This window comes from Oceanobacillus sp. FSL W7-1293, from assembly GCF_037969815.1.
Lineage (GTDB): Bacteria > Bacillota > Bacilli > Bacillales > Amphibacillaceae > Oceanobacillus > Oceanobacillus oncorhynchi.
Genome location: NZ_CP150212.1, coordinates 4,167,315 through 4,181,833 on the forward strand (window position 1 = coordinate 4,167,315; position 14,519 = coordinate 4,181,833).

The window sequence follows — 14,519 nt, forward strand, 5'->3', positions numbered from 1 at the left end:
ACCTCTGCATACTTAATTAGTTATGATGTAATACCTATTTGTCTTAAATCCATTGTCGAATTACGCACAATAAGCTGTGGCTCATAAATGATTGACTCTACTGCTTCAGCAGCTTGTGGTAAACCATTCTTGGCATCTACCAGATCCATAATCATATCAGCAGCCTTTTCTCCCATATCACTTTGTGGATGCCTTATGTTAGTAAGTTTCACTTCCGATATTTCTGATAAGCTAGAATCGTCATAGCCTACTAAGGAAATATCTTCTGGTACTTTAATGTTTCTCCTACGCAGCACTTCGAGCAATAACATCGCAAGCTCGTCATTGTAACAGACAATTGCTGTTGGCTGATGATTACTGGACTGATCCAAAATTTTCTCTAACTCTTCCGGTGGCTTGCTGATTTTTTCCTGCGTATGGTAAGTTACAATATTATTTGGACTAATTGATACATGATGCGTACGATGTGCTTTTAAGTATCCTTTCATCCGTCTTGTTCCCTGAAGATCATCTGTCTTAAAAAAGCCAAGAATGTTTTGATGGCCTAATTCGATCAAATGCTCTGTCTGAAGAAAACCACCTTTTTCATCATTAATTATGATACTCAATGGTTCAAGTTCATCATAATAAGCGTTAATCATAATATATGGGATATTCGACTTCTCTAAATTTAAATAGTAATTAATGTTAGGGTTGGAAATAGCGCTTTTTGTAGGCTCAACAATAACCCCATCCACTTGGTATGTTAATATCTTTTCGAGAACTTGTTTTTCATTCTCATGATTATTGTCTGTGTTAAATAGGCTGACTTGATAATCATTTTTGCTCAAAAAGAACTCTGCTCCTTGTATAATTGAAGGGAAAATATAGTCCGAAATATGCGTTGCTATTATGGCTATATTTTTCTGACTTTTACTTTGTGTCCCAATATCCTTTCGTTCCGCACAATAAGTTCCTGCTCCTTGCTTGCGAACTAGCCAACCTTGATTAACAAGATCACCTATTGCTAGTCGCACGGTATGCCTGCTCACTTTAAATCGATCCATCAGCTCGCTTTCAGAACTTATTTTTTGATTAGGAATATACGTACCATCCAGTATTTTTGATTTAATAAATTCCCGTACTATGCTGTGCTTTGTCTTCATAATACACCTCTGTCATTTCCTGAATTTTCACCTATTTATATAAGTTATATTATAGCAATTTATAGTACGAAAAAAACGCACAGTACAAGATAAAACGAAACTTCATTCAGTGGGAGTTTTTGTTCTTCTCCCACTGAATTAGCCTGAGTGAATCAGGGAGTTAGCTCACCTGTTCTCCCGCCTAAATAAATTTGTGGTTACTCTTTATTTGGAGGCGGGAGTTTTCCGGACGCTTCTCCGTGATAAATTGTTTTCAATTGCAAGCTGACATACCTTATCTCCAAGTTAACATTCGTTAATCCAAACTAACATTTCTCCAGGTGTACGATTACACCATGCATAATAAGGTATCGCTTTTATTTTTGTTCTCTTCTTCTGGAAAGTATTTGAAGAATAAAGTTCTCCATTCCACACAGAATCCTCTATCCTCAATCCATCTCCAGTCAACGTAACTACCCCGCCTAATAATTCTTCCTCAAAATGAATATCAAATTGAGTATGAATAGGCACAAATAGATTAGGGAGATTCTCCCCATTGTCAACTTCTTCTACACAATAAACGATAGGACCACGCTGCAGTGCAACTTTGCCGACATTTTCTCTAACATTTGGATGGGACCTTACTCTTTTAACAGACATCGGCAATAATACTTCAATCTGATCATCTTTATCCCAGATGCGATCAATGTAAGCATAGCCATTATCCTGTTGATTCACATGAATTCTCTCATTATTTATTCTAATTTCAGCCTGTTTACACCAATTCGGGATACGTAAAGCGATGGTGAACGCACTTTTTCTTTCAGGTGTGACAGACAATATTACTTGGTCATTCCAAGGATATTCCGTCTTTTGAGCAATACGGATATTTTGTCCATTCAATTTTAATCTCGTTTCATTGCCGGCATATAAATGTACGTATATTTGATTATTTTTAACAGAGTATAAATAATGACCAATGGAATTTATTAACCTTGTTAGGTTGGGTGGGCAACAAGCACAAGTAAACCAAGTTTGTCTTACTGGTTTCACATGACGTTTATCATGTCGATTGCATGCTTGCGGCCAAACTTCAAGTGGATTAACATAGAAAAACTTCTTCCCATCCAAATTCATTCCGCTAATCGTCCCATTGTATAGCGCTCTTTCCATAACATCTGCATACTTACTGTGGATTTCCACGTCTAGCATACGTTTTGCCCAGAAAACTAAAGCAACACTGGCACAGGTTTCCGTATAACACGCATCATTCGGTAAATCGTAATCAAATGAAAACGATTCACCAAATTCACTCGAACCCACTCCTGCAGTGATATACATCTGCTGCTTAGTAACATTATCCCACAGTTTCTCACAAGCCTGTTTAAGAGTTGCATCATTTGTCTTTCGTGCAAGGGCTGCCATTGCAGTATACATATAGATTGCTCGTACTGCATGACCAACTGCTTTATCCTGTTCCCTGACCGGTATGTGTGCTTGATGATATTCATAACCATTGTAAAAAAAGAATGGTTGTTTATCCTCACGTTCTCTTTCTTCTATTTCGAAATAGTGAGGTTGTTCTCCGCGTTGATCGATAAAATATTTACTTAATTTTAAATATTTTTCTTCGCCTGTCACATCAAACAGTTTAATTAAAGCTAATTCAATTTCTTGGTGACCAGGATAACCAGGGATTTTCCCTTCTTCCGTACCAAATACAGAAATAATGTAGTCCGTATATTTAATCATAATATCGAGAAATTTCCTTTTTCCTGTAGCCTTGTAATAGCTTACTGCAGCTTCAATAAAATGGCCAGCACAATATAATTCGTGATTATCACGCAGATTGGTCCATCGGTTATTCGGTTCTTTAATAGTATAGTACGTATTTAAGTAACCATCTTCCTGCTGAGCCCTTCCTAATAAATTAATGAGTTCATCAGCCGTTTCTTCTAAATGAGTGTCCGGATGATTTTCCAAACTGTATGCAACAGCTTCTAACCATTTAGCAACATCGCTGTCCTGAAAAACCATCCCATAAAATTCACCTTGCTCCTCACCTGCAGCAATTCGCAAATTTTTAATTGCATGACTTGGCTCAGCATTTGGAATACGATCATTCAATGCGTCCCATTGATAAGGTATAACCTCATTTCTCACAACGTCCATGTATTTAGACCAAAATTTATCCTTCATTTGAACTTTAATCATGAAACTACCTCCAATTGTTCATCCTCGTTGAATGGAGACTTATATTAATCTCAATCAAGAATATTCGCTTTAACCTAACAACCTATTTAATAGCTAATGTAACGACAGATTTAGAAGGTAGTTCTACTTTCATTTTGTTGTTTTCTAACTTGTAATCAGTAAAACTAGTCGGTTGAACATAATTCGGTTGTTCAAATGTATTTTTAGCATTCATCTCATCAGCAGTTAAGATACGTCCATTCAGTTCAGATACGTTCATCCCACGTACATCTAATTCAACGAATACTGCAGAAGATTTATCCAAGTTACATAAACTGATGTTAACGGTTCCGTCTCCAGCCTTTGATGCGGTTGCACTTACACGTGGATATTTATAACCATTTTCCTCTATCGCCCCTGTATTCACATCCATTTCAATTCTTTCTGCATCTTGATGGACTTTGTACATTTCAAAGACGTGGTAAGTCGGTGTTAATAGCATATTGTCCTGCTCTGTCAAAATCATAGCTTGAATAACATTTACCATCTGAGCGATATTCGTCATTTGCACGCGATCGCTGTGTTCGTGAAAGATGTTAAAATGAACAGCAGCTATAACAGCATCTCTTATTGTATTTTGCTGATAAAGGAATCCAGGATTTGTGCCAGGCTCTACATCATACCAAGCACCCCATTCATCGATAATCATTCCAATTCGTTTATCCGGATCATATTTATCCATAATTGTACTGTGTTTCTCAATTAATTCACCCATATACAATGTCTTCTCCATAGAGACATCCCATTCTTCTTCTGTGAAGTTAACTGCTTGACCTTTATTTTCGAAACCACCTGGATGAACATAGTAATGTAAACTTAAACCATCCATTAGATGATGTGCTTCACGCATTAAAACTTCGGTCCATTGATAATCATCAACATTTGCACCACCTGCAATACGATAAATCTTATTATCCCCATAATTTCTTACATATGTCTGATAACGGCGATAAAGGTCGGCATAGTATTCGGGACGCATGTTACCGCCGCAACCCCAGTTTTCATTTCCTACACCAAAATAGGTTAATTTCCAAGGTTCTTCCTGACCGTTTTCCCTTCTCCAGTTCGCCATAGGAGATTCGCCGTCAAAGGTCATATATTCCACCCATTCAGACATTTCTTGAACAGTTCCGCTTCCTACATTTCCGCAAATATAAGGTTCTGCACCTAACAAATCACAAAGCATCATAAATTCATGTGTCCCAAAATGGTTGTTTTCAACGACACCTCCCCAATGGGTGTTCACCATACGCTTACGATTTTCTCTAGGGCCAACTCCGTCTTTCCAGTGATATTCGTCAGCAAAACAACCACCTGGCCAACGCAGAACAGGAATATTTAATTTTTTTAACGCTTCCAGCACATCGTTCCTAATTCCATTCGTATTTGGAATAGCAGAGTCCTCTCCGACCCAAAGACCTTCATATATCCCACGCCCTAAATGTTCAGCAAAATGACCGTATATATTTTTGTTGATTTTATTCTTTACAATGTCTGTATTAATCGTAATTTTATTTCCCATCTTTTACACTCCTTAAAATTTTTAAAAAACAATATGCCTAATTTGCAATACGTTTAAATATCCTAACGGATTGCAGAGCCTACTTGCTTTTGGATGCTTCTGTAAACGAATAGCTTCTGTAAAGAAACAGATTCAAAAATTAGGATCAGCGCAGATAACTATTTGCTTTAATTCATTCCACAGTAGTGAGTTTAATTGCTTTATTCTTTGCACTATAGATAACAAATGCAATCGAATAGATGACAAAACCGATAATGTCCATACATATTAATTGGATAACAGCCCAGATACCAATCCACAGCCAGATTTTTTTCTGTATTTTGTTATCCTTTAATTTAACCGCAACCAAAAAATTAACGATTGCAGCAGTAAACATGAACATCCCAAATGTCAAAATTACATTAGACACATTACCTAGAAGATGAGCACTCATCAGCAGTGATTCTGACCCAGATTTCTGCAATTGTTCTGCTCCCTGTGTATTAAACCATGTACGGTAACTGAATAGGGTTAATAAAGCGGTAACCAGATTCCAACCAGCACCTGTAAATAGTAATTTTCTTTCCAATCCTCGATTCATATCAAACACCCATTTCTGTTGAATGTTAAAGTAAAACAGTTAACCTTTAATACCAGAGTTGAGATCTAGTGACTGTACAAAATATTTCTGCGCAAAGACGAATAACAGTACGGTTGGGATAATTGCTAAAATAGCCGATCCCATCAATTGTCCAATCATTCGATAATTACCGTAAATATCTTGCAATAAAAGCAATCCAGCTGTAACTGGCATTTTTTCAACATCTGTGTATACAATAACCGGCCACAGGAAATCATTCCAAGAGCCAACAAAAGAGAATAACCCACAAACAATTAAAATCGGCTTAATTGCTGGTAATATTATCCGGGAATAGATTTGAAAATCAGTAGCTCCATCAACTCGTGCAGATTCATCAAGTTCTCTTGGGATGTTCTTCATAAATTGCCGTACTAAAAATATGTTCCCCATTCCTGCTAATCCAGGTATAATCATTGCCCATGGTGTGTTCACCCATCCTAGTGTATCGATAATCTTATAAGAAGGGATTAAGTTAACAACGTTCGGGAAGAAAGAAATCGCCAGCAATGTAAAGAAAAGAACATCCCTGCCTTTAAATTTCATCCTGGAATAACCGTACGCTGTAATGGATATTACGATGATAACTAAAATAGTATGTGTTACAGCTATAAATAGTGAGTTGTATATCCACTTCAAAATCGGGGCAGAACCAGTATCACTAAAAATCATTGCATAGTTTTCAACAACCCAGTTTACCGGTAATAATCGAAACCCTTGCGTTACTACTTCTGTTTGTGAACGAAAAGATGTTGCAAAACCAAATATCAATGGAATAATCCAAATGGCACAAACAACGATTAAAAATAAGTAAGACAAGTATTTGGACAAATTCACTTTTTTCTTCATATTTGTCCTCCTTTCCCTATACTGCATTGCGGTTCATCAAATAATATTGGATTGCTGAGATGATCAGTATTACCAGTCCAAGCATCACTGCCATAGCAGATGCAATACCTGCAATAGATTCGCCATGACTGAATGCAAGATCACGTATGTACATCATTAATACTGTCGTCCCTTGCCTTGGCCCACCGTCTGTCATCATTAAAGGCTGCGCAAAGACATTGAAAGCACCTGCTGTAGTCATTACCATTGTATATATTAATGGGAAGCGAATGGATGGTAATGTTATGCTGAAAAATTTTCGAATTGGTCCAGCTCCATCAATATCTGCCGACTCATACAGATCCTTCGGCACCCCATTAATCGATGCGCGATAAATAATCATATTCCCACCTACACCGGCCCAAACTGTTATTACGAATATAATAATCCAGGCATACGGCTGCGTTGTCGACCAGACAGTATCAGATCCAAACAAATTGTTAACGGCACCTAATTGCTTATTGAATATCAAAGACCAGATTAGCGCAGCCGCTGAAATCGAAATCAATCCAGGTATATAAATAATAGATTGAAAGAAGCTTTTGAACCTAACGTCTTTCGTCTCCAGGGCAATAGCAATAATTAATGGAATGATAATCATTAGCGGAACACTAAGAGCAACAAAAATAAACGTGTTTTTCATTCCATTAAAGAATTGAAAATGAAAGGTTGAATCTTTATCAAATAAAATCGTTTTATAATTGTCCAACCCTACCCATACAGGATCTCCAACTAGATTCCAATTCGTAAATGATGCATAAATTCCATATATGGACGGTAACAAAATAAACACTATAAATAGGATAATATGGGGGCCAACAAAGAAAATCGGAGACATACTCACTTTCTTTTTTCCCATTGCATTCCCTCCTTCTTAAAAAAGGCTATCCCTCTCACTCCTTAAATGATTGAAGACTTCATCAGAATAGAAGGCAGCCTTTCGTCTTTATTCTTCAGTTTCCTCTGTGTCTCCAGTGTCTGCGTTTTCTATTTCCAGTTCTCCTTCAGCTACTTTGTCATTAACAAATTTTTGCATCTCTGCCAAACCTTCATCGATGTCCATTTCGCCATGCACCAGATCAGCAATATACGTATCAATCGCCTCTGCTACATATGGGTAATACTCATACGTGTAAATGTATAAAGATTCAGTTTGTTTTTCGTCTTTCGTGAAAAAGGATTGCATGTAATTTTCATATTCGGGACTTTCTATCACATCATTACTAGCTACGATTTGACCAGCTTCTGCCCATTCAATCGAATTTGTACGGATAAACTCTAGAAAGTCTGCAATCACTGCTTCTTTTTCTTCAGATCTATCTTCTTTTTTCAACATAGAAAATAAATGGGATGAAGCTCGATTGTGGAAGGTGCCCGGTTCTACAGAATAGATGTTAGTGACACCAAAATCCAATCCTTCTACTTCCGCATGTCCCGTAGAACTCCAGGTACCATCAGTTGAAAATAACACATTACCAGATTGGAACATTAAATACCCATCTTCTCCATAAGGCGTCATTAATCCTGCATCTTTAATCTGTTTCGTTTGTTCTATGGCTTGTTTCATTTCAGGTGTATTTACTGCTGGTTCTCCATCCACTTGAATATCGCCACCGATATTTTGCAGTTGCGCTAAAATTACCCATCCTAATAATGCATCGTTAACAACGTAATCTCCTTCATCCAATTGCCCTTCTAGAGATAAAATTTCATCAATTGTAACAATATCGTCATTCAAAAAATGTTCTGCGTCATATTTAGCTAGCAGCTCCTTGTTGTAATACATAGCACTGCCATGTATATCCAATGGTATGGTATATTGGGTGCCATCTATATTCCCTGCCGACCATGCTTGAGACAGAAAGTTCTCTTCATTAAGTTCTGGTTGCGCTTTCAATATTGATGTCATTGGCTCTAGTAAATCTTGTTTAACAAAGCTTGGTACACGATCCGCATGAATCAATGTTAAATCAGGTATACCGCTGCCTGAATTCATAACTGTATATAGTTTTGTATACATATCAGACGTTATTACGTGTTTAATTTCAATTTCCTGTTCTGACTGTTCATTATATTGATCAACAAGTTCATTCATATATGCACCATCATCACCAGTTAAAGGAGTCCAAAACTCTATAACGTTTTCATCGTTGTTGCAACCGGCCAAGACTAGTGCCATTAAGGCTATCGCTAAAAACCACATTTTCTTTTTCAATTCAACAAACCCCCTGAGTTTAATTAAATTAACTTATTTTGGAACTGAACCATACAAGGAAATTAATAACTCATTCCGTAGTTATCTATAAGACTATCACCTCCTTTAAATAACTGAATTTCATATTCAACCGATTTTCTGTATATTAACAAGCGGTTTCATTCCACTTTAATTCTCTTCTGAATTAAGTTACATTGATAGCTTTATTACTTAATAACCACATATTGCAGACCAACAAGCTTTAACCCCATCTTGGAAGATTGGCTTCACTTCTTAAAGTACACGAACTGCCGGTAGATTTGGTGCAGCTCCAAAAGCTGAAACTTCTTTAATTAATAGTTTGAAATGGGTTCCAAAATCGGCCATAGAAACAACGACTTCCTCTTTGGTCTAGCTAATTCATATGATTTATGCACTTCTTTCCTTACCCTGTCTATTTTGTCCAATTCTTTCAATTTCCTCTAAAGAACGACCTTTTGTTTCAGGAACTCTTATCCGGATAAATAAAACACCAAGTAAACAAATAGCCCCAAAGATTGCAAAAACAGCCTCTTGAGCCATGGTGGCGGTCATGATTGGGAATAATAATCCAACCAAAAATGAACCAATCCAGTTAAACGAGGAAGCTAAGCCGGAAGCACGTCCGCGAATGACCAGAGGGAAAATTTCTCCAACAATGACCCAAGTTAAAGGAGCCCAAGTAAATGAATAAAATGCAACATAGATACTTAAGAAAGCAACGATCATCATGGGACTTGCATTTGGTATTACTAAATTCAAAATTGCTGGCAGAACAAAGGACAGACCCATTACTGTTCCACCCACTGTTAATAAAGTACGGCGTTTAAATTTATCAGCAATCAATAGAAATAGTAACGAACCTAAAACAAGAATAACTCCTTGAATAATTGGCCACATCAAGGCAGAACTAGCAGCATTACCTGTTGCTGTTTCTACTATCAAAGGAATGTAATAAAAGATAGCGTTCGCTCCCTGAAATTGTTGAAAAGCAGCGACACCCACGCCAGCCATTACTAGATAGCGATATTTACCACTTAAGAGCGTGCCCCAAGATGCTTTATGGTTCTCTTCCTTTTTGGAAGTATCTTGAATTTGTTTTATTTCTGAAGCAATTTGGTCTTTGTCGGAACGGAGATAGCTCAACACCTTATGCGCTTCATTAATTTTATTATTTCTAATTAAAAAACGTGGTGATTCGGGTAATCTTAACACCCCAATAAATAAGATTAAAGCAGGTACAGCTGCCAGACTAAGCATCAACCTCCACGCCATTGTTTCTGGCAGGTCTTTTAAAAAATATGCAACGGTGTAAGAAAGAAGCATTCCTGAAACAATCATTGTTTGATTAATCCCCGAAAGACGTCCGCGTAAACGCGCTGGCGCCATTTCCGACATATAAGCCGGAACCAATGCAGAAGCAGCACCCACAGCCAACCCTAATATAATACGAGAAACAATCATAAAAAGAACTCCATTATGAGGTGCTATTCCTGCCAAAATGGAACCCACAGCAAAAATGATAGCAGAAATTAAGATCATTTTACGCCGCCCTAAACGATCAGAAAGTTGTCCGGCCAAGGCTCCCCCCAAAATAGCTCCTAGCATCAGCGAAGAGGTAATCCAACCAATAGCACTTGGGTTATTTTGAAGGTTCCAATCATTTTGTAAAAAAGGCAGGGCTCCTGTCATCACACCGATATCATAGCCGAATAAAATACCTCCAAAGGCTCCAAAAAAATAAATGAAGCCACTCGATATTTTCTTTTCATTAACCATTCATTTTCCCTCCTTAAAATTTTAAATATCTTTATAACAACCCCTCTACATAAAAATATTGGTTAAGGAAAGAGTAAAAACATTTCATAACTGTTAATACCGATAATGTGTTTCAATCTCTTAATTATTAGAATATATTCGTTGGGATTATCACTTTGTTTTAAACGCTTTCATTAATATCTAAAACTCTCTTACCGTTTGAGATGATTTGGTTATTTTACTAATGATTCCTGCGTCTCCTCTTTTGAAAAGCATACTTTTTACCCCCAAGGAAGCATAGCTTCCCCGGAGTGTCTAAGCATTACGTAATAGCCACATATTGCAGACCAACAAGCTTTGCATAAGTTATAATTTGGTCTGTTGTCAGATTCAATGAAACCACTGTGTGATGGCCGCCACCATTCTCAATCCAGGATTTAACCCCATCTTGAAAGTTTGGCTTCACTTCCCAAAGTACACGGGCAACCGGAAGATTCGGAGCTTGTGTGGTGGGCTCAAATGCAGCAACTTCATTGATTAGAAGTTTGAAATGAGTACCAAAATCAGCCATGGAAACAACGACTCCCTCTCCTGTCTTCCCATCAAACACAAGACGCGCAGGATCTTCACGATCACCAATACCTAATGGAGATACGATAATCTTCGGTTTATTGCTTGCTAAAGTTGGATCTACTTCAAGCATATGGGATTGAAGGATAGATTCTTGCCCTTCAGCTAATTCATATGTGTAATCTTCCATAAAGCCTGTAGATTGATTATGGCTCATCACTTTCAGTAAACGATCTAATGCTGCAGTTTTCCAATCCCCTTCACCGGCAAACCCATACCCTTGTGCCATTAAACGTTGGACAGCAAGACCCGGAAGCTGTTTCATACCATATAAATCTTCAAAGTTAGAAGTAAAGGCACTATAACCTCCATCATCAAGGAAGCGCTTAATTGCAATTTCATAGCTTGCTTGAACTTTTACACTAGCTTCCCAAGCATCTCTACTGTATGTACCATAATCAAATTCATAAAGTTTTTCATATTCTTCAAATAGACCATCAATTTCTTCTTCTTTCACATCATTGATGTATTGAACTAAGTCCCCAATTCCAAAGTAGTCTACTGTCCATCCAAATTGGATCTGAGCTTCAATTTTATCTCCCTCCGTAACTGCAACATGACGCATGTTATCACCGAAACGAGCAACCTTAATGTTAAAACTTTCGTTAAAAGCAACTGCCACATCCATCCACTCTGCGATTTGCTGTTTTACTTCCGGACGTTCCCAATATCCGACAACAACCTTATTTTGTTTATTTAAACGGGCATTGATAAAGCCATATTCACGGTCACCATGAGCTGCTTGGTTTAGATTCATAAAATCCATATCAATTGTTTGCCATGGAATACTTTCATTAAATTGTGTTGCTAAATGAAGCAATGGTTTTTGTAATAATTTTGTTCCGCGAATCCACATTTTTGCAGGTGAAAAAGTATGCATCCAAGTGATAACACCAGCAACTTCATCACGGTAGTTAACTTCTTTCATCGTATTTGTGATTTGGTCTGCATTGACAGCTAAATCTTTCAATATAAGAGGATAAGGTAGGATATCGCTTTCATTTAAAGCATCTGTTATTTTTTGTGCATTTGCTTTAACCTCTGCTAACGTTTTTTCTCCGTAAAGATGTTGCGAACCTACAACAAACCAAAATTCCTTTTTTCCAATTGTCAACATAATAATTCCTCTTTTCATTGTTTAATAGTTTAGTTATGTTATTTTTGCCCATAATAGGCATTTTTCCCGTGTTTTCGTAAATAATGTTTATCTAAAATTCTTTGTGGTAATTCTTTAGCAAAACTATTTAATTCACGGGAAAATAAATTCATCTTTGCAACTTCCTCCAGCACGACACTGTTCATCACCGCGGATTGAATATCTTTTCCCCATGTAAATGGAGCATGTCCATGAAGTAAAACCCCTGGAACCGCCAGAACATCTAATCCACGTTCTTCAAAAGTTTCGATAATGACATGGCCCGTTTCGATTTCATATCCTCGATCAATCTCTTCCTGTGTCAGGAAACGAGCACATGGTACAGCCCCGTAAAATGTATCTGCATGAGTGGTGCCCATCGCCGGAACATCAAGACCAGCTTGCGCCCAAATCGTTGCCCAGGTGGAATGCGTATGAACGATACCACCGATTTCAGGAAAATGTTTATAAAGTACAGCGTGAGTCGGGGTATCCGATGATGGGTTCAACTCTCCTTCCACAACTTTTCCATCCAGATCAACAACTACCATATCGCTGGCTTCCATCGTTTCATAATCTACACCGCTCGGTTTGATAACAAATAATCCGCTTTCTCGATCAAAGGCACTTGCATTTCCCCATGTGTATTTTACAAGCCCATGTTTCGGCAGGTCTAAATTTGCTTGAAATACTTCTTCTTTCAATTGTTCTAACACATTAATTCCTCCCATTTCCCTCTCCTATCAAATTAGCTGCAGCAACCTTTTCAATCACTAAACCTTTTTTGTATCGTTCGATAAACGCTTCAAATCCTTTAACATCCATTTCATCAGGATAAACTTCCTTCCCATCAACATCCTCAAAAACTTTCTTATCAAGGAAGTCTTCTAAACTTTCATTTCGTTCCTTATTCAACATATAAGAAGCTAGAAGCGCCATTCCCCAGGCACCACCTTCTCCAGCTGTTTTCATTACAGAAACGGGAACATTCATTGCAGCTGCAACAATTTTTTGCCCTACTACAGGAGTTTTAAATAAGCCACCATGAGCCAAAATACCATCAATGACAACGTTTTCTTTTTTCATCAAAATATCCAGCCCAATTTTCAAGGCACCAAATGCAGTAAAAAGGTGTGTTCGCATGAAGTTAGCCAAGTTGAAATTACTTTCCGGAAGACGAACAAACAATGGACGCCCTTTTTCCAAACCAGTTATATTTTCACCCGATAAATAGCCATAGCTAAGTAAACCACCGCCATCTGGATCCGCTTCCAACGCTTTGTTTAACATAATCCCGAATAATTGATTCGGATCCACTTTTTCCCCCATTGCCTCAGAAAATTCATGGAACAATTCAAGCCAGGCATTAAGATCACTTGTACAGTTATTTGCATGTACCATCGCAACCGGGCTGCCATTTGGTGTCATAACCATATCAATTTCAGGATAAACTTCTGAAAGTTCCTTCTCTAATACAATCATGGAAAAAACAGAAGTCCCTACTGAAACATTTCCTGTACGTTTCCTCACACTATTTGTAGCAACCATCCCTGTTCCTGCATCACCTTCAGGGGGACAAAGTGGGATACCCGGTTGTAAATTTTGAGATCTGTCTAGGATTTTAGCTCCAGTTTTAGTTAGTTTACCGGCCAACTCCCCTCCATTATTTACTTTAGGCAGAATATCTTTAAGCTTCCAAGGGAAACTTTTATGAGATATTTTTTCATCGAACTGTTTAATCATGGATTCGTTATAATTTTTCGTTGATTCATCAATTGGAAACATGCCCGAAGCTTCGCCAATTCCAATAACTTTTTCTCCACTAAGTATCCAGTGAATAAATCCAGATAAAGTTGTTATAAAGTCAATGCGCGACAAATGCTTTTCTTCATTTAATATTGCTTGATAAAGATGGGCTATATTCCACCTTTCGGGTATATTGAATTGGAACAAATCAGTTAATTCCTTTGCGGCAACACTAGTGGTGGTATTACGCCAAGTACGAAACGGAACTAGCAGCTCTCCAGTTTTATCAAAGGCCATATACCCATGCATCATTCCCGAAAAACCGATAGAGCCGATTGTTCGAATGGTAATTCCATAATTCCATTCAACTTCTTGCTTCATTTTACTATAAGCTGTTTGGAGCCCAGTGATAATATCCACTAAGTTGTACGTCCAAAATCCATTTTCCAAACGATTTTCCCACTCGTAGCTTCCGGATGCAATTACTTCAAAACGGCTATCGATCAATACCGCCTTTATACGTGTCGACCCGAACTCTATCCCAAGTGAGGTTTCTCCCTTAGCAATCGCTTCCTTCATATTTACTAGATTCGTTTTCACGTTAATCCCCTCTC

General features: G+C 37.7%; 11 protein-coding genes. All 11 read right to left on the reverse strand.

What is annotated here, in order from left to right:
- Positions 1 to 20 precede the first annotated feature (20 nt).
- The gene (locus MKY65_RS20200) at positions 21 to 1,145 is read right to left on the reverse strand and encodes a GntR family transcriptional regulator (protein WP_339180065.1); all 1,125 of its coding nucleotides are present in this window, start codon (positions 1,143 to 1,145) and stop codon (positions 21 to 23) included.
- A 285-nt stretch (positions 1,146 to 1,430) separates the two neighbouring features.
- Entirely contained in the window at positions 1,431 to 3,338 is a 1,908-nt protein-coding gene (locus MKY65_RS20205) for a beta-L-arabinofuranosidase domain-containing protein (RefSeq protein WP_339180068.1), read from the reverse strand.
- 82 nt (positions 3,339 to 3,420) lie between these two features.
- Positions 3,421 to 4,899, reverse strand: coding sequence for an alpha-N-arabinofuranosidase (locus MKY65_RS20210; protein ID WP_339180070.1), 1,479 nt, complete (start codon positions 4,897 to 4,899; stop codon positions 3,421 to 3,423).
- 172 nt (positions 4,900 to 5,071) lie between these two features.
- Positions 5,072 to 5,479: a hypothetical protein gene (locus MKY65_RS20215; protein WP_339180072.1), complete on the reverse strand. Its 408-nt coding sequence runs from the start codon at positions 5,477 to 5,479 to the stop codon at positions 5,072 to 5,074.
- 39 nt (positions 5,480 to 5,518) lie between these two features.
- Positions 5,519 to 6,364, reverse strand: a complete 846-nt coding sequence (locus MKY65_RS20220; RefSeq protein WP_339180075.1) for a carbohydrate ABC transporter permease — start codon at positions 6,362 to 6,364, stop codon at positions 5,519 to 5,521.
- A gap of 16 nt (positions 6,365 to 6,380) precedes the next feature.
- Positions 6,381 to 7,262, reverse strand: coding sequence for a sugar ABC transporter permease (locus MKY65_RS20225; RefSeq protein WP_339180076.1), 882 nt, complete (start codon positions 7,260 to 7,262; stop codon positions 6,381 to 6,383).
- An 87-nt stretch (positions 7,263 to 7,349) separates the two neighbouring features.
- A complete protein-coding gene (locus tag MKY65_RS20230; protein WP_339180079.1) occupies positions 7,350 to 8,618 on the reverse strand; it encodes an extracellular solute-binding protein in 1,269 nt (422 codons plus the stop codon).
- A 408-nt stretch (positions 8,619 to 9,026) separates the two neighbouring features.
- The gene (locus tag MKY65_RS20235; RefSeq protein WP_339180080.1) at positions 9,027 to 10,415 is read right to left on the reverse strand and encodes a sugar porter family MFS transporter; all 1,389 of its coding nucleotides are present in this window, start codon (positions 10,413 to 10,415) and stop codon (positions 9,027 to 9,029) included.
- A 301-nt stretch (positions 10,416 to 10,716) separates the two neighbouring features.
- The gene (gene araA / locus MKY65_RS20240) at positions 10,717 to 12,141 is read right to left on the reverse strand and encodes an L-arabinose isomerase (protein ID WP_339180082.1); all 1,425 of its coding nucleotides are present in this window, start codon (positions 12,139 to 12,141) and stop codon (positions 10,717 to 10,719) included.
- Between the two features lie 38 nt (positions 12,142 to 12,179).
- Positions 12,180 to 12,875 (reverse strand): L-ribulose-5-phosphate 4-epimerase, encoded by a 696-nt coding sequence (locus MKY65_RS20245; RefSeq protein WP_339180084.1) that lies wholly within the window; start codon positions 12,873 to 12,875, stop codon positions 12,180 to 12,182.
- A 1-nt stretch (position 12,876) separates the two neighbouring features.
- The gene (locus tag MKY65_RS20250) at positions 12,877 to 14,505 is read right to left on the reverse strand and encodes an FGGY-family carbohydrate kinase (protein WP_339185326.1); all 1,629 of its coding nucleotides are present in this window, start codon (positions 14,503 to 14,505) and stop codon (positions 12,877 to 12,879) included.
- Between the last annotated feature and the right edge of the window lie 14 nt (positions 14,506 to 14,519).